Source organism: Pectobacterium aroidearum (assembly GCF_015689195.1).
Taxonomy (GTDB): Bacteria; Pseudomonadota; Gammaproteobacteria; order Enterobacterales; family Enterobacteriaceae; genus Pectobacterium; species Pectobacterium aroidearum.
This window is the reverse complement of the sequence record NZ_CP065044.1, coordinates 1,157,136-1,183,813: the sequence shown is the minus strand read 5'-3', so window position 1 is coordinate 1,183,813 and position 26,678 is coordinate 1,157,136. Positions and strand designations below refer to the sequence as shown.

Below are 26,678 nucleotides of genomic sequence, written 5' to 3'. Positions count from 1 at the left end.
GCACAACGTAGTAAAACTAAAAAACAGGCATGGATAGACTAAACAAGTGGCACCCGGTTAAACGTCGTCATAAGAAAAATGATCTTTATTCCCAATATGACGCACCGCCTGATAAAAAGCCTGTAGCGCCAGCGCCACATCCGCGGTGGTCACGGATTCGTCAGGGTGATGACTGATACCGCCACGACAGCGAACAAACAGCATCGCCACTGGCCAGCGTTCAGCGATAGCGATGGCATCATGCCCTGCGCCGCTCGGCAACAGCAGCGTTTTACCCTGCACCTGCACCACCGCCTCGTTTAATATCGACTGCAAGGCGGGATCGCAGCGGGTTGCCGCAATGCGGTAATACTCCTCGGCACTAAACTGGCAACCGCGCTGGTGCGCGATGTCCTGCCCTAGCGTCAGGAGTTTCTCTAACAGAGCATCCAGCGGTGCATCCTCCGGCCCGCGAATATCCAGCGTCATCTTCACTTCACCGGGAATGACGTTCGCCGCGCCCGGCAAACACTGCAACGTACCAAACGTGGCGACCAGATGGGGATCGCTTTCACGCGTAGCCCGCTCAGCCTGCGCCATCCAGTCCGCCGCCGCCGCCAGCGCATCCTGCCGTTGCGTCATCGGTACGGTGCCCGCATGTCCCGCCAACCCAAGGAACGTGCAGTTGAGCCGCCGCGCACCGTTGATCGCCGTGACCACGCCCAGCGCCAGATCCTGCTGTTCCAGACACGGTCCCTGCTCGATGTGCAATTCCAGATAGGCGGCGATGTCGCTGACCGGACGCGCGGCCAGCGCCACCTCAAGTGGATCCAGCCCCGCAATGGTCAACGCCTGCGCCACACTGGTGCCTTCGGCATCCTGACACTCCAGCCAGTTCTCCGGCCAGGTACCTGTTAGCCCTCGACTACCGAGCAGAGTGATGCCAAAGCGGGTCCCCTCCTCATCGCCGAAGCCGATAATTTCCAGCGCCACGGGCAGACGAGTCCCCTGTTGATGAAATGCGCGCACCACTTCAATTGCCGTCAAGACGCCTAGCATCCCGTCATAGCGTCCGGCATTGCGTACCGTATCCAGATGCGAACCGAGCAGCAGCGCTGGTGCATCCGGCGTTAATCCTTCGTAGCGACCGCAAATGTTGCCAACGCTATCTTGCCAGACACTCATCCCCGCTTCGCGCATCCATTCTCCCACCCGCGCGTTGGCGCGCAGGTGCTCCAGCGACAGATAAACGCGGGTCAACTGGCCGGGCGTTTCGCTGATTTCTGCCAGCGCATCGCAACGCGACATAATCTGCTCAGCGGCAACTTGTGCCGCAGCGGGCGACATCAACATTTCACTCATGCACGTCCCTCGTCCGTCGCGTAACAATTCCAGGCAGCCTGCAACGCTTCACCCTGCACAGTGCGGAAACCCAGCCGATTTAATACGGCCTCCAGCGCCGTCAGCGTTTGCATCACACAGTCTTTACGCGCGTTGTAGCCCATCGTGCCGATACGCCAGATCTTGCCCTGAAGTGGGCCAAACGAGGTGCCGATCTCAATGGCAAAATCTTCCAGCAATAGCTTACGCACCTGTTCACCGTGCACACCGTCAGGAATCACCACGCCCAGTACGTTATTCATTTTGTGGGGCAACGAACCAAAAGTTTCCAGTCCCATTCCCTGAATCCCCGCCACCAGCGCATTACCATGCAGCGCATGGCGGGCAATACTGCGATCCAGCCCCTCTTCGAGGATCGTCCGCGCGCATTCACGGGCGGCAAATAGCATGCTCGTCGCCTCCGTATGGTGGTTCAGACGCTCCGGCCCCCAGTAATCCATCACCATGCCCAGATCGAAATAGTTGGAATAGATCATCTCGTCATCGCCATCCTGATGCGCGTCCGTTCGGATCCCCTGTTCTACGCATTTACGACGGCGGATCACCGCTTCCATCTGCGGGCTGAGCGTGATCGGTGAGCTACCAGACGGCCCGCCGAGACACTTCTGTAATCCAGCCGAGACGGCATCCAGTCCCCATTTATCCGTTTCCAGTGGGTTACCGCCAAAAGACGCCGTCGCATCGGTATAAAACAGTACGCCATGACGGCGGCAAATCTCGCCTAGTTCTTCCAGCGGTTGCAGCATGGTGGTCGAGGTGTCGCCCTGCACTGTCAGCAGCAGGCGCGGGCGTACCGCCTTGATCGCGTCTTCGATTTGGTCAGGCGAGAACACCTCGCCCCACGGCACATCGATGGTATGAACCTCAGCGCGGCAGCGACGGGCAATCTCACAGAGCAGATGACCAAAACGACCAAATACCGGCACCAGCACCTTATCGCCAGGCCGGATTGATGACAGCAGAATCGCTTCGATCCCCGCGCGCGAGGTGCCATCCACCAGCATCGTCCAGCGGTTTTCCGTACGGAAAAGCTGACGATAGAGCGCCATGACCTGATTCATGTAGTTCGTCATCGCAGGGTCATACTGTCCAACCAATTGGCTGGCCATCGCCCGTAATACGCGCGGATCGGCGTTGATCGGCCCCGGCCCCATCAGTAAGCGATGAGGTGGATTAATTTGCGCGTACAGTTCGCTGCTCATGGTTATATGCTCCAAACTTTTGTTTCGACTTACACATTCGGCAAGCGTCATTACGCTTCCGATAGTCCCCGAACCGAGGCAATAAACTGTTTTAATTCACGGGTCTGCGGGTTAGCGAACAGCGTTTTGCTGTCGCCCTGCTCCCAGACGGTGCCCTGATGCATAAACACCACGCGGTCGCCCACTTCACGGGCAAAATTCATTTCATGCGTCACCAGAATCAGCGTCATCCCTTCTGCGGCAAGCTGCTCCAGCACTTTCAGCACTTCGCCGACCAATTCAGGATCGAGCGCCGAGGTAATTTCATCGCACAGCAGGACTTTCGGGTTCATCGCCAGCGCGCGGGCAATCGCGACGCGCTGCTGCTGACCGCCCGACAGGTTGGCAGGATAGTAGTGAAGGCGTTCACCCAGTCCGACCTTGTTAAGCATCTGCTCGCCCAGTTCACGGCATTCCGCCGCGCTTTTACCCAATACGCGGCGCGGTGCCAGCATCACGTTTTCCAGCGCAGTCATATGCGGGAACAGATTGAAATTCTGGAACACCATTCCGACCGAGCGGCTGATTTCCCGCGCCTGCGAATCCCGGTCGGTGACCGTCATTCCGCCCAGCTTGATGCTGCCGTCCTGATAGCCTTCCAGACCGTTCATGCAGCGCAGGAGCGTGCTCTTACCGGAGCCGCTGCGCCCGATGATCGAAATGACTTCGCCCATTTCAATATCCAGATCCACCCCTTTCAGGACATGGTTCTGGCCGTAATATTTTTGAACCTGATTAATGGTGATGAGCGGCATTGAATTTCTTCTCCAGATAGCGGCTGTAGTAAGAGAGCGGATAGCACATCAGGAAGTAGCCCAGCGCCACCAATCCGAACACTTTAAACGGCTGATAGGTCACGTTATTCAACATGGTTCCCGCTTTGGTCAGCTCGACAAATCCGATGATTGACGCCAGCGCGGTGCCTTTAATGACCTGGACGGAAAACCCCACCGTGGGCGCGATGGCGATACGCATCGCCTGTGGCGCAATGACCCGATAGAGCGTCTGGCCGAAATCCAGACCGAGACAGCGTGAGGCTTCCCACTGCCCTTTCGGCAAGGCTTCCACGCTGCCACACCAGATATCCACCAGAAAAGCGCTGGTAAACAGCGTCAGCGCCAGTGCCGCCGCCGTCCACGGGCTCACATCGATGCCGAACAGCGCCAGCCCGAAAAACGCGAGAAACAGCTGCATCAGCAGCGGCGTCCCCTGAAACAGCTCGGAATACAGATGGACAAAGCGTGTCGGCCATTTGCGTTTGGTCAACCGCAGCAGCATCAGTGGAAACGTCACCAGCGCGCCGCCAATGAAGGCCGTCAGCGACAACAGCAGCGTCCAGCGTGCCGCCAGCAGCAGGTTGCGCACAATATCCCAGTCGGTAAATGCCATCATGGCTGACTCCTAAAAAAACGCCGCCCTGCCAACAGTAAGAGTTGCCGCATCAGGACAGACAGCGCCAGATAACACAGCGTGGTCGCCAGATACACCTCAAAACTCAGAAACGTACGGGACTGAATCAGGTTGGCGGCAAAGGTCAGTTCTTCATAAGACACCTGCGACACCACCGACGACCCCAGCATGACGATGATGCACTGGCTAACCAGCGCCGGATAAATCCGCTGGAGTGCGGGCGGCAGAATCACACGCAAAAAGGTCTGCACACGCGTCAGCCCCAGCACGCGGGCGGCTTCCCACTGGCCTTTCGGCGTCACCTGAATCCCCGCGCGGATGATCTCGGTGCTGTACGCTCCCAGATTAATCAGCATCGCCAACAGCGCGGCCTGCCCAGCGGTGAGTTTCCAGCCCAGACTCGGCAAACCGAAAACGATGAAGAACAGCTGAACCACAAACGGCGTATTGCGGATCAGCTCGACGTAGATTCCCCACAGCCGACTCAGCAGAGTGGGCTTGCCGCTGCGCAAGGCCGCCCCACAGATACCGATGGCAATACCGCCGAGAGTGGCCATTACCGTCAGCTCAATGGTGACCCACAACCCCGCCAGCAGCTCAGGCCAGAACGGCAACAGCGCGGAAAAATTAAGCTGATAGGTCATGGCGTGCTCCCGTTAAGCCTTGATGCTGGCCGGTAACGGCGCTTTCAGCCATTTTTCCGACAGGCTATTAAGCGTGTCATCTTTCAGCGCCTGCTCAATCAAGGCATCGACTTTCGCTTTCAGCGCGGGTTCATCCTTTTTCAGGCCGATGTAGCACGGCGAATCTTTCAGCATAAATTTCGCCACCGGTGCTTTCGTCGGGTTCTGCTCGGCGATAGCCGCCACAACCAGGTTACCGGTGGCAACATATTCCACCTGCCCGGACAGATACGCCGACAGCGTGGTGTTATTGTCTTCGTAGCGCTTAATCTGTGCGGCCTTCGGCGCGATATCCGTCAGCACCATGTCTTCTACCGCACCGCGCGTAACGCCGATGCTCTTGCCTTCCAGCGCGTCTGACGATGTCAGCGTGCTGTCTTTCGGCCCAAATACGCCGAGGAAAAACGGCGCATAAGCGCGGCTGAAATCGATCACTTTTTCACGCTCGGCGTTTTTGCCCAGGCTGGAGATCACCAGGTCAACTTTGTTGGTTTGCAGATACGGCACGCGGTTGGCGCTGGTTACCGGAACCAGCTGCAACTTTAGTTTCATCTCTTTTGCCAGATAGCGGGCGATATCGATGTCATACCCCTGCGGTTGCAGATCCGTCCCAACCGATCCAAACGGTGGGAAATCCTGCGGCACGGCGACACGCAGCACTCCGCGCTTCTCAATGTCCTGCAACTGATCGGCCATCGCGCTACCGGCCTGAACCAGTAACATTGCCGCGCCCATCACCGCCAGTAACCCTTTTTTGATGCCCAGTTTATTGATCAACATCGTCTCTGCCCCCGGTTAGTGTAATTGAAACGAAAGATTCTTTAAAAACAAATATTGAAACTATCGTTACAAATACTAAGCAAGGAGCATGCCAAATTACATTCGTACGCTTGGCGATGAGGAACAGCGTAGAAGGTCAGAGAATCGTGCTGAAATATGGCATAGCTGTGGATATGGAATACTGGTGAACAGTTTCGGGCGTGATTATAGAAAGATAATTTATGCAACTCATGCACCACGCCCGACGTAGGGCTGCTCAGTCGCCGCCGCCCTACGACCCCTGGCTTTCGGCGTGAATTATGCCGCTACGCGGTACATTCGAAACGCGTGTCATCCTGTCGAACCGCCTGTGACGCGCTCCTGACGCTGCACAGGCTTTCGCAGCGTCCATGCTGCTCATTCGGGATGCCCCACGTTTCTCATCATAATTTTTTACGCCTATGAACAGATAACAACGAGAAACAACCCACAGCCTGCGTCACAAAAATAATCGGGTTTTATCACGCCCGAAACAAGCCACATGACAGATAAGAACACCAATTAACTAGCACCATTTTAGTGCAAAAGCACCATCCCAACGCACCATTAGCGTTGCTCAAGCTCATCCAGTTCACTATAAAGATCCGCGATCTGATGGATGCGCTGGCGTCCGTCACGCAGCATTTCGTGCAGTAGCGCGTTACTAATGACGTTCACCAGACTCATGGCGGATGAATAGCTATCAAACGCCGAGACGCTGTCCAGCGGGACGCACAACGACCAGGTTGCCAGTGATATCAGCGCACTGGCCTGCGGTTCACACAGCAGCAGCACGGGCACGCCACGTTTTTGCAGTTGTACCAGCAGTGGCTGAATCAGGCGCGGACGACGGCGAAAGGCTACCACAATCACGACATCCTGCGCCGTGAGATCAACCAGTTCTTCGGAGAGCGTCTGCCCCGGCTGCGCTAGCAGCGTGACCTGTTGGCGAATCTGGAGCAGTTGTTGGCGCAGGTGTAGCGCCACCGGATAGCTATTGCGCAGCCCAATCAGACACAGGCGTTGCGCCTGCATCAACGCCTGAATCACCGCACCAAACTGCACGGGATCAATCTGATTGATCCACTGTGTCAGGTTCGCCATTTCCTGTTTGTAGTGCCGCGCCAGCAGCGTATTGCCCTGCACGGCATCGCGGTTATCTGCCAGCGGCATCCCACTCTGGCGCAGCGTTCTGAGCTCATCGCGCATATCGCGGTAGCTGGGGTAACCCAATCGTTTGAACAACCGGCTGACGGTCGCTTTGGAAACACCGCTCAACCGCGCCAGCTCGGCGCTGTTGTAGCTAATCAGATCGTCAAAGTGATCAAAGATGAAATCCGCGACGCGCTGTTCCTGCGGGGAAAGTTCGCCGTAGCGATCCCGTAATCGTTCATCTATTTGCATCATCGTCTCTCACCCATTGCGCTTGCTGTAACGTTTGTTTCATGTCGCAGAACATAGCACAGGATTGTCGGGATGATACAGATACCCCTTCCGGTCCTGCATACGGACTTTCCACAGCAGTAAAAAACTGGAACGCCGTTTGCTTAAAGCTAAGGTTAATAACACTCACCCTACATAACATTTAAAAAAGGAATTCCGGCATGATGCAAAGCAATACCGCCCCGTTGGGCATGGCGGTGGCCCCTCATCATTTAGCCAGTGCCAGCGCATTAGCCGTTCTGCGTGAAGGCGGGAACGCCATTGAAGCCATGGTCGCAGCGGCAGCAACCATTGCCGTGGTGTATCCGCATATGAATGGAATTGGCGGCGACGGTTTCTGGCTGATTGTTCCACCACACGGCGAACCGGTCGCCATTGATGCCAGCGGTGCAGCAGGGTCGCTGGCCTGCCGGGCATATTATCAGGGCGAAAAGCGTATTCCGCATCGCGGCCCTAAAGCGGCGCTGACCGTCGCGGGCACCGTTAGCGGCTGGCAGGAAGCGCTGGCGTACTCACAAGAGTTGGCCTATTCACACAGCCCCCCAATGCCGCTGTCTCGCCTGTTATCTGACGCGATTCGCTATGCGGCCGACGGTATTCCCGTCACGCAATCGCAGGAAGATGCGCTCACCCAGCGCTATCACGAATTGATCGATTTCCCTGCCTTTAGCCAGCTTTTTATGCCGCAAGGAAATGTCCCGCGCGCGGGTAGCCGTTTCACGCAGCCGGATTTAGCCGATACCCTGACGACACTCAGTATTGAAGGACTAGACAGTTTTTATCGCGGCTCCGTCGCTGCCCGACTGGCGGCACAGATGGCGCTGATCGGTATGCCGTTGACCGCTGACGATCTGGCGAATTATCACGCCAAACGAACAGCACCGCTGGTGCTCAAGCACAGCAAGGGCGACATCTATAACCTCGCGCCGCCGACGCAAGGTCTGGTGTCGCTCGCCATTCTCGGCCTGACCGATCGTCTGGAAATGGAAGATCTGAACGATAGCCAGACAATTCACCGCATTGTCGAGTCAACCAAGCTGGCGTTTGGCCTGCGCGACCGCTTTATTACCGACCCTCGTCTGATGACGCAGGATGTACAGGCGCTGCTGGAAAGCGATGCGCTCGGCGCGCTGGCGCGTCAGGTCGATACCCGCAAAGCCTTACCGTGGGGAGAAGGAAAAGGCCCCGGCGACACCGTCTGGATGGGCGTTTGCGACAGCAGTGGCCTATGCGTTTCTTTCATTCAAAGTATCTACCATGAGTTCGGTAGCGGCGTCGTGCTGCCGGGAACCGGCGTGCTCTGGCAGAACCGCGGCGCCTCGTTCAGCCTCGATCCCGCGCACCTGCTGGCGTTAGAACCGGGTAAGCAGCCTTTTCATACATTAAACCCCGCCGCCGCACGCTTGTCCGACGGACGGACGATGGTCTACGGGTCGATGGGCGGAGATGGGCAACCGCAGACGCAGGCGGCGCTCTTCATCCGCCACGTCCAGCAAGGCATGCCGCTGCAACAGGCGATTACTGCTCCGCGCTGGCTGCTGGGCAGAACCTGGGGACAGGCCTCCGACACGCTAAAGATCGAAGATCGCTTTAAGCCTGCCACGGTGGATGCCCTGCGCCAGTTAGGTCACGACGTCGAGCTGCTGGGCAGCTTTAGTGAAACGGTCGGCCACGCCGGTGCCATTGTGCGACACACCAACGGCATGCTGGAAGGGGCGTTCGATCCACGCAGCAACGGCAGCGCGGCAGGTTTCTAGTCTTTATTTAACCGGGAGAAAACAGAATGACGATGATCGAACACGATGCGCTGGCAGCCTATCTGCAACAGATGGAAACGCTACTGGCGCTGCAACTTAATCAGGAGCGGCGTCAGGAGTTGCTTGTGCAGTTCAGCCGCATTCATGCCATGGCGCAGCCGCTAATGGCTTTTCCTCTTGATGAGCATCAGGAGATTGCCGGGGTGTATACGTTATGAGTTTATACACCCGAAACGCGTCCTCATCGCTCTCGATCCGGCAAATACAGCAAGGTTTGCAGGCTGGCACGTTCTCCGCGAGAGAGCTGGCACAGCAGACGCTGGACGCGATTGAGCAAGCCAATCCCACCATCAATGCCTACACCCATGTCACCGACGAACGTATGCTGGCAGAGGCTGAATGTATCGACACGCGCCGCCAGCGTGGAGAAACGTTACCGCCGCTGGCCGGTGTGCCTTACGCCGTCAAGAACCTGTTTGATGTCAGCGGTGAAACCACGCTGGCAGGTGCCGAGCTTTTCAGCCAGCGCCCACCCGCTACGCAGGATGCCTTTGCCATCCGCCAGCTTGCCAACCAGGGGGCGCTGCTGTCCGGCATGTTAAATATGGACGCCTATGCCTATGGCTTTACCACCGAAAACAGCCATTACGGCCCCACGCGTAACCCACTCGACACACTGCGCATCGCCGGCGGATCGTCTGGCGGGTCGGCAGCGGCCGTCGCGGCCGGGCTGGTTAACTTCACACTCGGCAGCGACACCAATGGTTCGATCCGCGTGCCGTCGTCGCTGTGCGGCATTTTCGGACTGAAGCCGACATTTGGTCGCTTATCACGCCACGGTAGCCACCCGTTTGTCGCCAGCCTCGACCACATCGGCCCACTGGCGCGGCGTGCGGACGATCTGGCATTAGTGTTCGACACCTTACAAGGTCGCGATAAGCACGATCGTTTTCAGGCTAATCAGGAAGCGCGGCATACCTCAGAGCAGTTGGAAATCGGCAGCGAGGGATTGCGCTACGCGGTGCTGGATGGCTATTTCTCTACCTGGGCCAGCGAGGAAGCCAACGTCACCGTGCGCCAGATCGCACAGGCGCTGGGCGCACAGGAGAGCCTGACGCTAACCGATGCCGCACTGGCACGCAGCGCCGCCTTTATTCTGTCAGCCAGCGAAGGCGGGAACCAGTATCTGCCTGACTTACGTACTCAGTCTGAGCGTTTCGAAGCGCTGTCACGCGAGAGGCTGCTGGCTGGCGCGATGATCCCCGCCGCCTGGTATGTGCAGGCACAGCGCTTCCGTAACTATTTCCGCCAACAGACGCTGGCGTTGTTTGAACATACCGACCTGCTGATCGCCCCTGCAACCCCCTGCTCCGCCACGCTCATTGGGCAGGAAACCATGCGTATTAATGATACCGACCTGCCCGTGCGCGCCAGTATGGGCATGCTGACACAGCCGATCTCTTTCGTCGGGCTGCCAGTCGTAACGGTGCCGGTGGCGACCGCCAACGGCTTACCGATAGGCGTGCAGATTATTGCCGCACCGTGGCGCGAGGACCTGTGTTTGCGGACGGCATGGGCGCTTGAGCAGCAGGGCATAACTTATACCCGTCATACTTCATGAGGAAAGAAAATATGTTGCCTGACGATATTAACCAGCCGGATGTGCTGGCCGACGTGACCGACGCGTTCTATCGCTACGAGAAAGCCCTAACGGGAAATGACATTGCGGTGCTGGATGAGCTGTTCTGGCACGATGAAAAAACGGTGCGCTACGGCGCGGGAGAAAACCTGTACGGGATCGAGGAAATCCGTGCTTTTCGCCTCGCTCGCCCTTCAGCCGGTCTGGACAGGACGCTACGTAATACGGTCATCACGACTTACGGCCATGATATGGCCGTCGCCAGTACGGAGTTCACCCGCGCAGGCAGTACGAAGATCGGCCGCCAAATGCAAACCTGGGTAAAAATGCCTGAAGGCTGGCGTATTGTCGCCGCCCACGTCAGCCTGATGAGTGAATGACGGAGGGGAGATTTCCCCTCCAACTACCGCCCTGGCGTGTCAAGGCTTGCGGTGATAGACCGCTTCAATATTGTATCCATCGGGATCGTGCACAAATGCGGCGTAATAATCCTGATGATAATTCGGGCGCAGCCCCGGCGGCCCATTATCGTGACCTCCCGCCGCTATCGCGGCAGCAAAAAAAGCATCTACATGCTCTCGCGAGGCGGCGCTGAACGCAAAATGCACTGCCGGACAGGGGTCGCCCTTTGACTGATAAATCCAGAACTCACCGCCGGGATCGCTCGACTCGCCATATCCTTCCGTTACCGCAAAACTGACAGCGAATGACATGTCCTTAATCAGGCAATATCCCAACGGCTTGAGTGCAGCTTCATAAAAGTGTCGGCTACGGGCAATATCCCTCACCGGGATGCTCAGGTGATCTAACACAATGGCCCCTTTCGATAGTCGTGATGGATGAAGTCGTGATAGATAAGAGGTGTCACTATAACCATAATTTTCACATGGATAATATGATCGCGATCGGCAAAACAGAAAGGAGCGATAGTTGGCAAAACAGCTTATCGAATCCGCATTGCTGCTCACTTTTATTTCCTCTGTATTTCCCTTGAATATGACAAATATATTACTCAGAACCCTCTCATTTATTGGCGAGAATTAACACTCTCATTTCACCCATTATATCTTTGCTATACTGTATAAAATACCGACAGATAGCATAAGAAAAAAATGTACCTACGTCGGCCTATTTTGGTGTCTATAAGACCAAAAACGTGATTTATTTACCATATTATTCGATTAGTGGAATTCACTATAAATCGCGGGTTATCCATAATCAGAAAAGGTTATATCACCTGCTAATTCATCACGTAAAAACCAACAGGTAACGTACTGTTATAAAAAGAATTTCACTGCAAACCAAAAATCACAAAGATCACATAAACCATGAAGATAAGACAGCAATAATAGCGTTATCGATATCGCTGATATTGGCCTAACGAGACACCTCACTGAGGCAATAAAGGGTTGTCTCAGAATCTGAGTATGGTAGGGTAGATTATGTTTAATCATTATCAGGGCTACGTTATAGAATTATAAACGACACAGGAAAACAATAATTTCATGGCAATTAAACTTGAAGTAAAGAATCTTTATAAGATATTTGGCGAGCACCCAGACAGAGCATTTAAACTGATTGATAAAGGCCTGAGCAAAGATCAGGTATTTGAAAAAACAGGGCTTACTGTTGGGGTAAAAGATGCCAGTCTGGCCATTGAAGAAGGCGAGATATTTGTCATCATGGGATTATCCGGCTCCGGCAAATCCACCATGGTACGCCTTCTCAATCGTCTGATAGAACCCACTCGGGGTCAGGTGCTGATCGACGGTGAGGATATTTCCCAGATATCCGATACCGCGCTGCGCGACGTGCGCCGCAAAAAGATCAGCATGGTGTTCCAGTCCTTTGCGCTGATGCCACACCTGAACATTCTCAGCAATACCGCGTTTGGTATGGAACTCGCTGGCGTGCCGAAAGCGGAACGTGAGCAAAAAGCGCTGGATGCGTTGCAGCAGGTCGGCCTTGAAGCCTACGCCGCGTCTTATCCGGATGAGTTATCCGGCGGGATGCGACAGCGTGTCGGTCTGGCTCGCGCCCTGGCGAACGACCCTGATATCCTGCTGATGGATGAGGCGTTCTCCGCACTCGATCCACTGATCCGTACTGAAATGCAGGATGAGCTGATCAAACTCCAGTCCCGTCATCAACGCACTATCGTCTTTATCTCGCACGATCTGGATGAAGCGATGCGCATCGGTGACCGGATTGCCATCATGCACGGCGGCGAAGTGATTCAGGTCGGTACGCCCGATGAAATCCTGAACAACCCGGCCAATGACTATGTGCGCACCTTTTTCCGCGGTGTCGATATCAGCCACGTGTTTAGCGCCAAAGATATCGCCCGTCGTCGTCCGGTCACCCTAATCCGTAAAACACCCGGTGTAGGCCCGCGCTCCGCGCTGAAAATCCTTCAGGACGAAGACCGTGATTACGGCTACGTACTGGAAGGCGGAAAACGCTTCATTGGCGTCGTGTCGATTGATTCACTGAAGCAGGCGCTGAAAGAACAGCAGCCGCTGGAACAGGCGTTACTGCCCGAACCTGTTCCCGTGCCCGCAGATATGTCACTCAACGAGCTGATTTCTCAGGTCGCACAGGCTCCCTGTGCCGTTCCTGTCGTCGGCGAAAACCATGAGTACATTGGCATCATTTCCAAAGGGATGTTGCTACAGGCACTGGATAAGGAAGGAGTGACCAATGAGTAAATCAACATCAAGCCCATGGGACAACACCACGGCACAATCTCACCCGGCTGACCAGAGCGCAGCGCCTGAACAGGTTAATGGCGCGCAGCAGAACGATCCGTGGGCAACCAGCACACAGAACGCGCCTGCCGATTCAGCTCCAACCCAACACAGCGCGACGCCAGACAGCGCACCGCAGAGCGATCCCTGGTCCACCGGCGCGCCCGCGCAGGATGCGCCCACTAACGGCAGTGATGCCTGGAGCAGCGCGCCAGCTCCCGATGGTTCCGCCGATACAGCCCATCAGGCGGCGCAATCCGGCAGTGACTGGTTAAACAGTGCGGCTCCCGCGACACCTGAACATTTCAACTTGCTCGATCCGTTTAAAGACACGCTGATCCCACTGGACAGCTGGGTTACTCACGGTATCGACTGGGTTGTGCTGCACTTCAGACCGGTTTTTCAGGGCGTTCGTGTCCCAGTCGATTTTATTCTGAGCGGCTTCCAGCAGTTTCTTCTGGGGATGCCGGCGCCAATTGCCATTCTGGTGTTTTCACTGCTTGCCTGGCAGATGTCCAGCCTCGGTATGGGTGTCGCCACCCTGCTGTCACTGATCGCCATCGGTGCGATTGGTGCCTGGTCACAGGCGATGATCACGCTGGCGTTGGTTCTGACGGCGCTGTTCTTCTGCATACTCATCGGGCTTCCCATGGGGATCTGGCTGGCGCGTAGCGAACGAGCGGCGAAGTTCATCCGGCCGCTATTGGATGCCATGCAGACCACGCCTGCGTTTGTCTATCTGGTGCCTATCGTCATGCTGTTCGGTATCGGTAACGTGCCGGGCGTCGTGGTGACCATCATCTTTGCCCTGCCGCCGATTATTCGCTTAACGATTCTGGGTATTCGTCAGGTGCCGGCCGATTTGATTGAAGCCGCAGAATCATTCGGCGCCAGTCCGCGCCAGATGTTGTTTAAGGTTCAGCTCCCGCTGGCCATGCCGACCATCATGGCCGGTGTTAACCAGACGCTGATGCTGGCACTGTCGATGGTGGTTATCGCCTCGATGATCGCCGTGGGCGGTCTGGGTCAGATGGTGCTGCGCGGTATTGGTCGTCTGGATATGGGTCTGGCTGCCGTCGGCGGCGTCGGGATTGTTATTCTGGCTATTATTCTTGACCGCCTGACTCAATCTCTGGGACGCGATCGCCGCAGCAAAGGCAACAAGAGCTGGTACGCCAGTGGCCCGATTGGCCTGCTGACCCGTCCTTTCATCAAGCAGTAACGCTCGTCCCGCTTGTCTGGCCGATGTCAGACAAGCGGCGACATTCACTATTCGTTTTATCAGCACTATTCATTTTATTAGCAACGCAAAAATATACCCTAAATAATTCGAGTTTCAGGTAGGCGGCAAGGGAAGGAGTCCCGATGAGCTTACATAGGTAAGTGATTCGGGTGACTGACAAATCTGCCCAAGGCAGATTTGAACGCTGCTTGCAGCGGCCCCTGCGGGGCGAGGCACACGCCAGTGTGCCGAGTATCGTAGCCAACGCACATGCAACTTGAAGTATGACGGGTATAAAAACAGAGGGAATCATGATGCGTAACACCACACTTTGGGCTGCCGCCCTGACGACCACACTGTTGAGTACACAAGTTTACGCCGCTGACACCGCGCAACCTGGTAAAGGTATCACCGTTATTCCGGTGCAAAGCACTATCTCCGAAGAAACGTTCCAGACGCTGCTGGTCAGCCGCGCGTTGGAAAAGCTGGGCTATGACGTGCAGCCTCCGCGTGAAGTGGACTACAACGTGGCCTACACCTCAATTGCCTCCGGCGATGCGACGTTTATCGCCGTGAACTGGGATCCGCTGCACGCCGATCAGTACAAAGCCGCTGGCGGGGACGCGAAATTCTACCGTCAGGGTGAATATGTCTCCGGTGCCGCACAAGGTTATTTGATCGATAAGAAAACGGCTGATAAATACAAAATTACCAATATTGCGCAGCTAAAAGATCCGAAAATCGCCAAGCTGTTTGATACCAACGGCGACGGCAAAGCCGATCTGACGGGCTGTACGCCGGGCTGGGGATGTGAAGCGGCGATTAATCATCACCTGCCTGCCTATGGCTTAACCAACACGGTCGAGCATAACCAGGGCAACTATGCGGCGATGATCGCCGACACCATCACCCGTTATAAAGAAGGTAAACCGATTCTGTACTACACCTGGACGCCGTACTGGGTCAGTGATGTGCTGGTGCCGGGACGTGACGTAGTCTGGTTGCAGGTGCCTTTCTCTTCTCAACCGGGAGAAATGAAGGATGTCAGCACCAAACTGCCTAACGGCGCTGACTATGGCTTCCCTGTCAACACGATGAAGATTGCCGCGAATAAAGCGTGGGCCGAGAAAAACCCGGCTGCGGCGAAACTGTTCGCTATCATGAAGCTGCCGATTGCTGACGTAAATGCGCAGAACCTGCGTATGCACGAAGGCCAGGGGTCACAGAAAGATATCGAACGTCATGTTGATGGCTGGATCAAAGCCCACCAGCAGTTGTTTGACGGCTGGGTGAAAACCGCCGCTGACGCCGCGAAATAATCACCGGTAGACGAGCGCCCCTTTCGCGAAAAGGGGCGTTTTTCATTGATGGGAGATAATTACGGCAGGTTAACGATTTCGACCCAGTTAGCGCCTTTTCCAGTCGGGTATTGCCCGACTCGCACTAAATCTCCGTTGCCCTGATTGATGCGGTACACCGACAGCGACGTCGATTTTTCACCGCTGACGATCAGGAATGTCCCGCTCGGATCGATCTGCATACCGCGCGGCTGCGTTTCCGTCGGGTAGCGCGTAATGTATTTCAGCTGGCCGGTTTTCGGTTCTACCCGCAGCAGCGTAATCGTGCTTTTGGTGCGTTCCGATACGTACAGGAATTTTCCATTTGGCGTCAGACGTAAATCGGCGCTCCATATCTGCGGCCGACTGTCGGTGCTATTTTTATCCGGCGTCATCGTTCCCGCTCGCATTCCTGCATCGGCCGGAATAGTGTCGGTATAATCCAGTAACGTAAGCTGCCCCGTATTTTCATCCAGCGCCAGACGCGCAACTTTGCCGGACAACTCATTACTCACATAGAGCGTTTTATTATCTGGCGATAACACCAGATGGCGCGGCCCGTTACCTTCAGGCAGTTTAATTTCCGCCGGTTCATTCGGCGTCAACGTGCCCGTCTTCGCATCAAACCGGAACTGTACGATTTGATCGCTGCCCAGATTGCTGGCAAAGACGAATTTATTTTTGTGGTCGGCAATAATGCTATGTGCCTTTTCCCCCGTTGGCACCACCGTGACCGCGCTCGCGTTCACCTTGCCGTCTTTATCAATGCCATTAACCGCGACTTTATTGCCGCCATACGAAGCGCTGAACAGCCATTTCCCCGTGAAATCCGTCGAGAGGTACGCCATGCTGTCAGGCAGTTCCGCTTTGCCTAACGGGCTTAGCGCACCGCTTTTAGGATCGATTTTATAACTCACCGCCGAGTAAGGAATGCCGCGCGTGGCCACATAAAGGAAGGATTTATCCGGGCTAACGGCCATCGGCATCACTTTCGCCCCTGCGGCCACTTTCCCGATAGCGGTCAATTCGCCGTTTTGTGTATTGAGTGTGTAGGCATCGATGGCGCCGTCAGTGGCAGCAGAGACATAGACAGCCGTGACCGCCTGCGCCCCATCGACCACAGCGCGGCGGCTGGCAAGAGCGCACATCCCATTAATACCGCAACGCTTTTTTTCTTAAACACCTGATAATGTTTAAACATACTGTCCCCTGTCGATAGTCGTATAACTTTGGCGATAAGCTAAATCAATCTCATTAAAAACAAAACAAACTTAAGAAGCGTAAAGATATTCTGGTATCTCATTAGGCTCTGCCGGATACTATAGCCTCTGCTTTTAACATCATATTAACGTTTACACTATGTCTCTTCCGCAACACGCTGTATCACCCCAGCCGCAACCGGGGCTCAGTCTATCTTTGACCCTGATTATGTCTGTCGCGACCGGCCTCGCCGTCGCCAGTAACTATTATGCTCAGCCGCTGCTGGAGACCATTGCCAGAGTCTTTGAGCTTTCCGTCAATCAGGCGGGGTTCATTGTCACCGCCGCACAGTTGGGTTACGCCGTCGGCCTGCTGTTTTTGGTTCCGCTGGGGGACATGTTTGAACGCCGAACGCTGATCGTCGGCATGACGTTGCTCGCCGCAGGCGGGATGTTGCTCACCGCTTCTGCGCCCACACTTTGGATAATGATTACCGGCACGGCGTTAACTGGCCTGTTCTCCGTCGTCGCCCAGTTGCTGGTGCCTCTTGCCGCGACGCTGGCGACGCCGGAAACGCGCGGTAAAGTGGTCGGTACGATTATGAGTGGTCTGCTGCTGGGGATTCTGCTGGCGCGTACCGTCGCAGGCGCGCTGGCTTCACTCGGCGACTGGCGCACCGTGTACTGGGTTGCCAGCACCTTGATGGTCATCATGGCGCTGATTCTGTGGCGGGCATTGCCGCGTATTCCACAGCAAAACACGCTGAACTACCCGCAGTTGCTGATCTCAATCTTCCGTCTGTTCTCTGCCAGCCCGCTGCTGCGCACGCGCGCCATTCTGGGCTGTCTGTCCTTTGCCAATTTCAGCATTCTGTGGACGTCGATGGCATTCCTGCTGGCTTCACCGCCCTACGGCTACTCCGAAGGCGTTATCGGCCTGTTCGGGCTGGTTGGCGCAGCGGGCGCACTAGCGGCCTCGCGCGCCGGGCGTCTGGTCGATCAGGGTAAAGCCAAGCCGACCACCAGCGTGGGGATTGTCCTGCTTTTGCTCTCGTGGGGCTTTATCGCGCTCGGTATTCATTCCGTGGCGGCGCTGCTCATTGGCATCATCGTGCTGGATCTGGCCGTTCAGGGCGTGCACGTGACCAACCAAAGCGTAATCTACCGGATGATGCCCGAAGCACGTAACCGCCTGACAGCAGGCTACATGACCAGCTACTTCATCGGCGGCGCGCTGGGCTCACTTCTCTCTGCCTCGGCTTACCAGCAATGGGGCTGGCTGGGCGTCTGTGCCGCAGGCGGCATTATCAGCCTGTTGAACCTGCTGGTGTGGTGGCGCAGCCATCATCATGAGACGCAGGAAGCCATGGCGGCACTGTAGCCCTTCTCATTGACACTCTCCCGGTCGAAACCCTCTCATTCCAGATCGTTTCCTCCGGGAAGGTTACGCCCGATACCATTGCATCAAAAATCATCACGTTCGTTTCGCAATAGCGTGAAATTCCGGTAACGCTTTGCTAGTGTTATCGATTAATTTCCTTTAAGTACAAAAATATCAAGCCAGTGAAGACATTAACCACACCTGCATCATCGGTACCGACAAAATCCGCATCTTTTAGCGAGGGCGTCTTTGACAGTCTACCGATAGTTATCGGCTATATGCCCGTGGCATTCGCGTTTGGCATGAACGCGGTCAAGTTAGGATTTACGCCGCTGGAAGGCATTTTTCTCTCCTGCATCATTTACGCTGGTGCCAGCCAGTTCGTCATCACCGCCCTGCTCAGCGCAGGCATGTCCATCTGGGTGGCGGCCTTGACCGTCATGGCGATGGATGTCCGCCATGTACTGTATGGACCCGCGTTACGGCATCGCATTGCACAACGGCTGCCGACCCGGAAAACCGCGCTCTGGGCATTCGGCCTGACGGACGAAGTCTTTGCCGCCGCCGCTACCCGGCTGGCGAAAGATAACCGACGCTGGTCAGAAAACTGGATGATGGGCGTGTCACTGCTCGCCTGGCTCTCATGGGTGCTCGGCACGCTGATCGGTGCCGTATTCGGCAACGGCCCACTGGATGATTATCCGGCTGTCGAAGCCGCGCTGTCTTTCATGCTGCCCGCGCTTTTCCTGAGCTTTTTACTTGCCTCTTTCAAGCGCAAACAGAGTCTGGTCGTGGCCTGCGCGCTAGGCGGCGCACTGCTGGGGTTGCTGCTTTCCTCCATTCCAGCCGCAATACTGCTCGGCATTCTCAGCGGCTGTCTGGCGTCGCTGGTTAACCCCGTCACGCCACAGGTGAACACATGAGTACGGAAGTTATTCTTATCGGGCTGATTGTGGGGCTGGTGAACTATCTCTTCCGCTATCTGCCTCTACGGCTGAGCGCCTCACGCGCTTCCGGCTCGCTGCAGCGCGGTAAAAAAGCGCTGTTGTTGGATAGCATCGGCATTGCCTCTATCTGTGCGCTGCTAATCGTTTCCAGCGTACCGGATATTCTCGCGCATCACGAAAAACTGCTGCCCACACTGGTAGGCTTTATTACCTTAACGGCCTGTTTTTACAAAACCCGCAGTATCGTCTTGTCGACGTTACTGGGAGCGTTGTGCTACGGAATTGCTTTTAAACTGCTTTGAATCTGCACCCCGACTATCAAATAAGATTTTGATTTAAATAAAGTAAGCGGCGAATTATTCCCACATCATGTGATTCTCCGCTTACTTTCTGTCACAGAAATAAGCACAATTTCCCACCTGAATGCCGTTTACCCATTTAGTAACATTAGTTACTATGCATACCGTGATTAATGAGGTTTATATAAAAAATGGACAGTTCATTCACTCCTATAGAACAAATGCTCGATCTACGTGCTTCACGTAAACCCGGATTTCCACGTCAGGAAGTTTTGCTACTACGTCTATTCATGCACGTTCAGGGCAAGATTTTGGAAAATAGAAACAGAATGCTGAAAGACCAGGGGATTAACGAAACCCTTTTCATGGCATTGCTGACACTAGAATCTCAGGAATCTTACAGTATTCAGCCTTCCGAACTCAGCGCCGCACTGGGATCTTCACGTACGAATGCGACGCGCATCGCTGACGATCTGGAGAAAAGAGGCTGGATAGAGCGACGTGAAAGCAACAGCGATAGACGCTGCCTGCACCTGCACCTAACGGAAGAAGGTAAAGCGTTTCTCGGTCAACTGATTCCACCACAGCACAGCAGCCTGCATGTGCTTTGTTCATCACTTGAATCCGACGAGCAAAAGCAGCTCGAAACCCTGATGAGAAAACTTCTGGTTCGGCTGGATGAGATGGACAACTTCGACAACCTATAACGTCGATAGTCAATAACAACAGAAAAACAACAACAAAGAATCATAGTCGGCACCTTTTTCACCCGGAATGACCCGATGCACATGTATCGGGCAGGTGGGTTTTGCTGCGAAAAATAGGCATGACCTTTCTGCTGTCGCAACGCGCGGCTTAGCAAAACGACAATCTCACGCTACGGGCTAGGCGCACTGAAGGTTCCCCGAGCGACACAGCAAGATGAATTCATTGCGACTATCGCCAGGCTGCACAGTCTGGTGCGATAGTCGATACAAAGAGAATAAAAAGAGAGAGAACAGCATGAGTGAAAGTGTGGAAAATCAGGTGCCGCAGACGCCCAAAAGAAACAAGAAACAGCAGCGTAAGCGTGTGTTATCGCTGTTGACGTTTATTTTCGTCGTGCTGGGTTGTGCCTGGCTGGTTTACTGGTTCCTGGTACTCAGACACCACCAAAGCACTGACGATGCCTACGTCGCAGGTAATCAGATTCAGATCATGGCGCAGGTCAGCGGTAGCGTCACCCATGTTAACGTCGACAATACCGATTTTGTTAAGCAGGGACAGGTTCTGGTAGAACTGGATCCTACCGATGCTCAGCAGGCGCTTGAACGCGCGAAAACCGGGCTGGCCAACAGCGTACGCCAAACGCATCAGCTGATTATTAACAGTAAGCAGTATCAAGCCAATATTGAACTGCGCCAAACCGAGTTGAACAAGGCGCAAAGCGACTTGAGCCGCCGGGAAGCGCTGGGCAGTGCCAATGCCATCGGGCGTGAAGAAGTGCAGCATGCTCGCGATGCCGTCGCGACCGCCAAAGCCGCGCTGGAAGTCGCCAGACAACAATATCAGGCGAATCAGGCGATGATTCTGGATACCCCGCTTGAGAAACAGCCAGCCATACAACAAGCTTCTGTAGAAATGCGTGACGCCTGGCTGGCGTTACAGCGTACCAAAATCGTCAGCCCGATCGACGGTTATGTCTCACGCCGCAGCGTGCAGATTGGCGCGCGTATCTCTTCGACGTCAGCGCTGATGGCCGTCGTTCCCGCGAATCATCTGTGGGTCGATGCTAACTTCAAAGAGACGCAGTTAGCCAATATGCGTATCGGCCAACCGGCTACCGTCGTCGCAGATATCTACGGTGATGATGTGGTGTATCAGGGAAAAGTGGTCGGCCTCGATATGGGAACCGGTAGCGCGTTCTCTCTGCTGCCCGCCCAGAACGCGACTGGCAACTGGATTAAGGTTGTTCAACGCCTGCCCGTCCGTATTGAGCTCGATCCACAGCAGGTTGCCGAGCATCCGCTGCGTATCGGCCTGTCCGCATTGGTTAATGTCGATACCGCCAATGCCGAAGGCAGTGCGCTAGCAGAAACCTCACGCACCACGCCAGCCTACCAAAGTGATGCATTGACGCTGGATCTCACCCCTGTTAACCAGGAAATCAGCGCCATTATTCAGGCGAACGCCGGTTAATCGGGCAGGAGAGAAACGTGCAGAGAGAACCGCTTAAAGGTGCCAGTCTGGCCTGGATGACCGTTGCTCTGTCGCTGGCAACGTTTATGCAGGTGCTGGATTCCACCATCGCCAACGTCGCTATTCCGACCATCGCCGGTAATCTGGGTGCGTCTAACTCGCAGGGAACGTGGGTCATTACCTCGTTTGGGGTTGCTAACGCCATCTCTATCCCTATCACAGGCTGGCTAGCCAAACGGTTTGGTGAAGTCCGCCTGTTTCTGTGGTCAACGGCGCTCTTCGCCCTGACGTCCTGGCTGTGTGGTGTGTCCACCAGCCTGGAAATGCTGATTTTCGCCCGTGTGTTGCAGGGGATTGTCGCCGGGCCGTTGATCCCGCTGTCACAGAGTCTGTTGCTCAGTAACTATCCTCCCGCGAAGCGCAGCATCGCCCTGGCACTGTGGTCAATGACCGTGGTCGTCGCACCGATCTGTGGCCCGATTCTGGGCGGCTGGATTAGCGACAACTATCACTGGGGCTGGATATTCTTCATCAACGTCCCGTTGGGCATCGCCGTGGTGTTTATTGCTATGCAAACGCTGCGTGGGCGAGAAACCAAAACCGAGATCAAGCCCATCGATACTATCGGGCTGGCGCTGTTGATCGTCGGTATCGGTAGCCTGCAGATGATGCTCGATCGGGGAAAAGAGCTGGATTGGTTTAACTCGACGGAAATTATCACCCTGACCGTGGTGGCCGTGGTCGCGATAACGTTCCTGATTGTCTGGGAACTCACGGACGATCACCCAGTGGTGGATTTGTCGCTGTTTAAGTCGCGCAACTTCACTATTGGCTGCCTGTGTATCAGCCTCGCCTATATGTTCTACTTCGGGGCGATCGTGCTCTTGCCGCAGCTGTTGCAGGAGGTGTATGGCTATACCGCCACCTGGGCTGGTCTGGCGTCCGCCCCCGTTGGGCTGATGCCAGTCGTGCTGTCACCGATTATCGGTCGATTCGCGCCGCGTCTGGACATGCGCAAGCTGGTGACGTTCAGCTTCATTATGTATGCCGTCTGTTTTTACTGGCGTGCGTACACTTTCGAGCCGGGCATGGATTTCGGCGCATCGGCCTGGCCGCAGTTCGTTCAGGGGTTTGCCGTGGCCTGCTTCTTCATGCCACTGACAACCATCACGCTCTCCGGGCTTCCGCCGGAACGGTTGGCTGCTGCATCGAGCCTGTCGAACTTTACCCGAACGCTGGCGGGATCAATCGGGACGTCGATAACCACCACGCTCTGGACACAGCGCGAATCGCTGCACCATGCACACCTAACGGAATCGATCACGCCGTATAACCCGATCGCGCAGGAAACATACCAACAACTTCAGGCGATGGGAATGAACCAAACACAGGCCTCGGCCTACATCGCAGAACAGATTACTGCACAGGGGCTGATTATCTCCGCCAACGAGATTTTCTGGGCCGCCGCAGCCGTATTTCTGATACTGCTGGTGCTGGTCTGGTTCGCTAAACCGCCCTTTACTACCGGCGGTGGAGGCGGTGGCGCGCACTAGCGCGTCGCAAACTGTCTTTCCCCTTCCGCCAGCAGCAGGCGGAAGGGGAAACTTCTTTTCCAGTTCCCCCCTTCCCTGATTAATCAAACGCCTCAAACCCCCATTCCTGATAGCGCTGTAGCGAATAACGATTTACAGATTCGGGATAAACATATTTTCACATTCCGATTACAATGCGCCTCTTTTTATTCGGGGAATGGTGGTTCTGCTATGTCACAGGTTTTACATTTCATTTTGGCAACGGCGGCAATTTTTTTGCTGGCGTTACTCGTCAGCCACGACAGAAAGCGTATTCGACTGCGCTTTATTGTTCAGTTGCTGGTCATTGAGGTTTTGCTGGCCTATTTCCTTTTACATTCCAGCATTGGGCTTAACGCGATTAGCTCATTTGCCGGCTTGTTTGAAAAGCTATTATCTTTCGCCAATCAAGGAACCGACTTCGTGTTTGGCGGCATGAACGCACAAGGGCTTTCTTTTATCTTCCTCAATGTGCTCTGCCCTATCGTCTTTATTTCCGCGCTGATCGGCATTTTGCAGCACTGGCGAATTTTGCCTTTGATTATCAAAGGTATTGGTACGTTGTTGTCCAAGGTCAACGGGATGGGAAAACTGGAGTCGTTTAACGCCGTCAGTACGCTGATGCTGGGGCAGTCGGAGAATTTTATCGTCTATAAAGGCATCATCGCCGACATGTCGCCACGACGGATGTACACGATGGCCGCGACGGCAATGTCGACCGTTTCTATGTCGATCATCAGCGCCTACATGACCATGCTGGACGCCAAATACGTCGTTGCAGCGCTGATTCTGAATATGTTCAGCACCTTTATCGTTCTGTCGATCATCAACCCTTACCAGCCTGACGACGAACCAGAACTGAAGCTGGAAAAGCTGCACGAAGACCAAAGCTTCTTTGAAATGCTGGGAGAATACATTCTTGCCGGTTTTAAAGTGGCGATGATTATTATGGCGATGCTGATCGGTTTCGTGGCCTTGATTGCCGCCGTGAATGCGCTGTTCAGCACCGTCTTCGGCGTTAGCTTCCAGGCGATCATGGGCTATGTCTTTTCACCGCTGGCCTGGCTGATCGGCATCCCCTCTTCCGATATCCTGAACGCGGGCAGCATCATGGCTACCAAGCTGGTGGCGAATGAATTCGTTGCCATGATTGAACTGAAGAAGATTGCGGCAGAGATGTCACCACGCGGGCTGGGCATTTTGTCCGTGTTCCTGATCTCCTTCGCCAACTTCGCGTCAATTGGCATTATCGCGGGCGCCATCAAAGGACTGAATGAAGCACAGGGCAACGTGGTATCGCGCTTCGGCCTGAAGCTGGTTTATGGCTCTACGCTGGTGAGTTTGCTGTCTGCAGCAGTGGCGGGACTGGTGCTGTAAACGTGTGTGATGAAAATCATTAGGCTGATGACAAATTAAGTCGAGCGATGATAATGGGTAGATCGTAAAGACGCTGTAAATACATCCCTGTACGCTCGGATTGCGCAGATATGAATCTCATCCCTGAGATTCACACTTTTAGGGCCGTCGCAAGCGACGTTCAAAAACGTTCCTGACGTTTTTGTCCATGGCGCAAACGCTTTACTCTTCTATCCCATTATCACCGTTCTTGTTCTGTAGATAGATTTGCAAGCGACCTGAATCGGCCCCTGAAAAGGGGCTGATGAAGGATCAGAATGCGACGCAGACGGGCGCATCAATCCGCATAACGGATTCCTGCGCGAAACGTAATTTGTAGGTGGTGCGGAGCGCTTCAATATCGCGCTCTTTATCAGCGCCATGAATCAACATCAGCGCCTTACTGTTCTCCCGGGCAACCACTCCATCGTTCCCCAGCCATTGTCCTTTGGCATCAAACACCGTGAGCCCTTCTTTAAAGCGTGGCGTTACCTCGCCGTCCAGAAACGCTTTCCACTCAGCCTCGGAAATCACCGGGCCAGCAGGACGATTCAAACCAAAATAAAGCGTGGTCTGTACCTGCTTGTCGCCAATCTGACACGCCTCAGCAGCCGGTGCTGCGGCAACAGCAGTGGATGAGCGCGGTAGCGAACTACAACCGCTTGCCAGTAGTGCGCCCAACAGCAACGATACCGCGATAACTTTCTGCTTCATCACTCGTTCTCTCATCCGTGGTTATGCTTTCTCAGGGGGCATTCCCCCTGAGAATCGACGCGCGCTATCAGGCCTGGTTCTGTCGCCACCACTCGGACAGCAAAATGCCCGTTGCGACCGAAATATTCAGGCTTTCAACTTTACCAGTACCGCCGATAGAGACTTTTACATCACCCTGTTGCCAGGCGCTATCTGACAGGCCATCCCCTTCCTGACCCAACACAATCACGGTTTTCGCCGGAAGCGTAGCTTGCGATAAGGCAGTACCTTTATGGCTGGACGTGGTCACGATGGTGTAGCCAGCACGGCGGAATTCCGCCAGCACGGACAGGAAATCGTCAGCGTTAATCGCTTTAACGTGTTCCGCACCGCCTTCCGCCGTACGCACGGCCGCGCCGGATTCCAGCAGCGCCGCATCCTGCACCAGGATACCTTTCACGCCGAAATGCGCGCAGCTGCGCATAATGCCGCCGAGGTTGTGCGGGTTACCCACATCTTCCAGCGCCAGCACACAATCGTGCTCGTCAGCCGTTTTCAGGTACTCACGCACATCCAGCCCCTGACGCTTCTTAATCAGGAAGCAGACGCCACCGTGGTGTTCAGTACCGGAAGCCTTGATCAGCTCTTCCTCTTCCACAACGTGGTAAGCCTTGCGGTTTGCTGCCATCCAACGCAGTGCATCGCGGAAACGCGGCGTCACTTCCTGCAGGAACCAGGCACGAACAATCACCTCAGAGCGATTTTTAAATAGCGCCTGACAGGCATTTTCGCCGTAAACACGTGTTTCTTCCTGACGCTGGCGGCGCAGTTGCTCAGGATCGATCTGGCTTTTGCCTGTAATTCCACCGTGATCCGGCGTTTCACTGTCGCCCGGCGCACGAGACACGGTTTTCCACGGAGATTCATAACCGCCCGTCTCTTCACCGCGCGGGCGGCGAGGACGATCGCCACTGCGTTCGTTACGATCTTTATTGCCCCACGGCGTTTTATTGCTATCGCCGTCGCGGGACGGATTTTCCCGGGCATAACGCGGGTTAACGTCGCGCGGATGCTTCGGCTTTTCACGCTGATCCCGTGAACCACCGCCATCACGTCGATCGCCACGGCGATCTTTGTCAGCAGGGCGCTTGTTTTTATTCTCTTTCTCGCCCTCATCATCACTGCGGACGTACATCACACGGACTTTGCCGCTTTTACTATTGAATGAATCGCTCATTGTTTTCTCCACCTACGCGCTGGGCGCGAAGATTACCTTATGTACACCCGCTTAGCCACACGCTTGTGGTAAAAGAGCGCTAACAGTCAGAAGCTATTGTAGCTATTGGGCAAACCACGTT

The 26,678-nt window shown here is 55.0% G+C and carries 24 protein-coding genes and 1 pseudogene; 14 read left to right on the top strand and 11 right to left on the bottom strand.

All coding sequences use genetic code 11. The features are described 5' to 3' along the window. Positions 1-57: 57 nt before the first annotated feature. The 7 genes from hpxK to I2D83_RS05265 all read right to left on the bottom strand — a co-directional run bounded on the left by hpxK (position 58) and on the right by I2D83_RS05265 (position 6,919). Positions 58-1,341: an allantoate amidohydrolase gene (gene hpxK, locus I2D83_RS05295; RefSeq protein WP_205947669.1), complete on the bottom strand. Its 1,284-nt coding sequence runs from the start codon at positions 1,339-1,341 to the stop codon at positions 58-60. Then, positions 1,338-2,582 (bottom strand): pyridoxal-phosphate-dependent aminotransferase family protein, encoded by a 1,245-nt coding sequence (locus tag I2D83_RS05290; RefSeq protein ID WP_015841456.1) that lies wholly within the window; start codon positions 2,580-2,582, stop codon positions 1,338-1,340. Before I2D83_RS05290 ends, hpxK begins: the two co-directional genes overlap by 4 nt. Positions 2,583-2,632: 50 nt before the next feature. Then, positions 2,633-3,376 (bottom strand): amino acid ABC transporter ATP-binding protein, encoded by a 744-nt coding sequence (locus I2D83_RS05285; protein WP_015841457.1) that lies wholly within the window; start codon positions 3,374-3,376, stop codon positions 2,633-2,635. Beyond that, the gene (locus I2D83_RS05280) at positions 3,357-4,010 is read right to left on the bottom strand and encodes an amino acid ABC transporter permease (RefSeq protein WP_155116522.1); all 654 of its coding nucleotides are present in this window, start codon (positions 4,008-4,010) and stop codon (positions 3,357-3,359) included. Before I2D83_RS05280 ends, I2D83_RS05285 begins: the two co-directional genes overlap by 20 nt. Then, positions 4,010-4,675: an amino acid ABC transporter permease gene (locus I2D83_RS05275; protein ID WP_015841459.1), complete on the bottom strand. Its 666-nt coding sequence runs from the start codon at positions 4,673-4,675 to the stop codon at positions 4,010-4,012. The genes I2D83_RS05280 and I2D83_RS05275 overlap by 1 nt, the downstream gene beginning before the upstream one ends. Positions 4,676-4,687: 12 nt before the next feature. Continuing rightward, positions 4,688-5,473 (bottom strand): transporter substrate-binding domain-containing protein, encoded by a 786-nt coding sequence (locus I2D83_RS05270; protein ID WP_043881978.1) that lies wholly within the window; start codon positions 5,471-5,473, stop codon positions 4,688-4,690. Positions 5,474-6,079: 606 nt separating this feature from the next. Next, a complete protein-coding gene (locus I2D83_RS05265; RefSeq protein WP_180779547.1) occupies positions 6,080-6,919 on the bottom strand; it encodes a MurR/RpiR family transcriptional regulator in 840 nt (279 codons plus the stop codon). Between the two features lie 197 nt (positions 6,920-7,116). Here I2D83_RS05265 and I2D83_RS05260 point away from each other — a divergent pair, with 197 nt between their 5' ends. Genes I2D83_RS05260 through hpxZ form a run of 4 tightly spaced genes read left to right on the top strand, consistent with a single transcriptional unit; the run spans position 7,117 to position 10,731 of the window. After that, positions 7,117-8,712, top strand: a complete 1,596-nt coding sequence (locus tag I2D83_RS05260) for a gamma-glutamyltransferase family protein (RefSeq protein ID WP_205947668.1) — start codon at positions 7,117-7,119, stop codon at positions 8,710-8,712. A 26-nt stretch (positions 8,713-8,738) separates the two neighbouring features. Continuing rightward, positions 8,739-8,930, top strand: a complete 192-nt coding sequence (hpxX, locus tag I2D83_RS05255) for an oxalurate catabolism protein HpxX (protein WP_180779549.1) — start codon at positions 8,739-8,741, stop codon at positions 8,928-8,930. After that, complete coding sequence (locus tag I2D83_RS05250; RefSeq protein ID WP_205947667.1) at positions 8,927-10,333, top strand: AtzE family amidohydrolase; 1,407 nt, start codon at positions 8,927-8,929, stop codon at positions 10,331-10,333. Before hpxX ends, I2D83_RS05250 begins: the two co-directional genes overlap by 4 nt. 11 nt (positions 10,334-10,344) lie before the next feature. Then, entirely contained in the window at positions 10,345-10,731 is a 387-nt protein-coding gene (hpxZ, locus tag I2D83_RS05245) for an oxalurate catabolism protein HpxZ (protein WP_015841465.1), read from the top strand. Between the two features lie 39 nt (positions 10,732-10,770). On the opposite strand, the gene I2D83_RS05240 is transcribed toward hpxZ, so the two are convergent. Continuing rightward, positions 10,771-11,163 carry a VOC family protein gene (locus tag I2D83_RS05240; protein WP_205947666.1) on the bottom strand — a complete coding sequence of 131 codons (393 nt, stop codon included), beginning with the start codon at positions 11,161-11,163 and terminating at the stop codon, positions 10,771-10,773. 693 nt (positions 11,164-11,856) lie between these two features. On the opposite strand from I2D83_RS05240, the gene proV reads away from it, so the two are divergent. From proV to proX, 3 genes are all read left to right on the top strand, one after another. Continuing rightward, positions 11,857-13,059 carry a glycine betaine/L-proline ABC transporter ATP-binding protein ProV gene (proV, locus tag I2D83_RS05235; protein WP_015841467.1) on the top strand — a complete coding sequence of 401 codons (1,203 nt, stop codon included), beginning with the start codon at positions 11,857-11,859 and terminating at the stop codon, positions 13,057-13,059. After that, entirely contained in the window at positions 13,052-14,320 is a 1,269-nt protein-coding gene (proW, locus tag I2D83_RS05230) for a glycine betaine/L-proline ABC transporter permease ProW (protein ID WP_205947665.1), read from the top strand. The genes proV and proW overlap by 8 nt, the downstream gene beginning before the upstream one ends. Before the next feature lie 314 nt (positions 14,321-14,634). After that, positions 14,635-15,639, top strand: a complete 1,005-nt coding sequence (gene proX, locus I2D83_RS05225) for a glycine betaine/L-proline ABC transporter substrate-binding protein ProX (RefSeq protein ID WP_205948143.1) — start codon at positions 14,635-14,637, stop codon at positions 15,637-15,639. Positions 15,640-15,698: 59 nt separating this feature from the next. On the opposite strand, the pseudogene I2D83_RS05220 reads toward proX, so the two are convergent. Further along, positions 15,699-16,858: pseudogene (locus I2D83_RS05220) on the bottom strand (lactonase family protein). 158 nt (positions 16,859-17,016) lie between these two features. On the opposite strand from I2D83_RS05220, the gene I2D83_RS05215 reads away from it, so the two are divergent. The 7 genes from I2D83_RS05215 (at position 17,017) to I2D83_RS05185 (ending at position 24,609) form a co-directional block, all read left to right on the top strand. Next, the gene (locus I2D83_RS05215; protein WP_015841473.1) at positions 17,017-18,237 is read left to right on the top strand and encodes an MFS transporter; all 1,221 of its coding nucleotides are present in this window, start codon (positions 17,017-17,019) and stop codon (positions 18,235-18,237) included. Between the two features lie 182 nt (positions 18,238-18,419). After that, positions 18,420-19,160 (top strand): AzlC family ABC transporter permease, encoded by a 741-nt coding sequence (locus I2D83_RS05210; protein ID WP_205947664.1) that lies wholly within the window; start codon positions 18,420-18,422, stop codon positions 19,158-19,160. Further along, on the top strand, positions 19,157-19,486 hold the full coding sequence (gene ygaH / locus I2D83_RS05205) for an L-valine transporter subunit YgaH (RefSeq protein ID WP_010305358.1): 330 nt from the start codon (positions 19,157-19,159) through the stop codon (positions 19,484-19,486). The genes I2D83_RS05210 and ygaH overlap by 4 nt, the downstream gene beginning before the upstream one ends. A gap of 188 nt (positions 19,487-19,674) precedes the next feature. Further along, positions 19,675-20,190: a transcriptional repressor MprA gene (gene mprA, locus I2D83_RS05200; RefSeq protein ID WP_015841476.1), complete on the top strand. Its 516-nt coding sequence runs from the start codon at positions 19,675-19,677 to the stop codon at positions 20,188-20,190. A gap of 295 nt (positions 20,191-20,485) precedes the next feature. After that, positions 20,486-21,661: a multidrug efflux MFS transporter periplasmic adaptor subunit EmrA gene (gene emrA / locus I2D83_RS05195; protein WP_181846078.1), complete on the top strand. Its 1,176-nt coding sequence runs from the start codon at positions 20,486-20,488 to the stop codon at positions 21,659-21,661. A 56-nt stretch (positions 21,662-21,717) separates the two neighbouring features. Next, entirely contained in the window at positions 21,718-23,214 is a 1,497-nt protein-coding gene (gene emrB, locus I2D83_RS05190; protein ID WP_219607262.1) for a multidrug efflux MFS transporter permease subunit EmrB, read from the top strand. A 210-nt stretch (positions 23,215-23,424) separates the two neighbouring features. Then, on the top strand, positions 23,425-24,609 hold the full coding sequence (locus I2D83_RS05185; RefSeq protein ID WP_015841479.1) for a NupC/NupG family nucleoside CNT transporter: 1,185 nt from the start codon (positions 23,425-23,427) through the stop codon (positions 24,607-24,609). Positions 24,610-24,900: 291 nt separating this feature from the next. Here I2D83_RS05185 and I2D83_RS05180 read toward each other — a convergent pair whose 3' ends face one another. Both I2D83_RS05180 and I2D83_RS05175 read right to left on the bottom strand, forming a co-directional pair. After that, on the bottom strand, positions 24,901-25,341 hold the full coding sequence (locus I2D83_RS05180) for a DUF3574 domain-containing protein (protein WP_205947663.1): 441 nt from the start codon (positions 25,339-25,341) through the stop codon (positions 24,901-24,903). 67 nt (positions 25,342-25,408) lie between these two features. Beyond that, positions 25,409-26,557, bottom strand: coding sequence for a tRNA/rRNA methyltransferase (locus I2D83_RS05175; RefSeq protein WP_015841481.1), 1,149 nt, complete (start codon positions 26,555-26,557; stop codon positions 25,409-25,411). Positions 26,558-26,678: the final 121 nt, after the last annotated feature.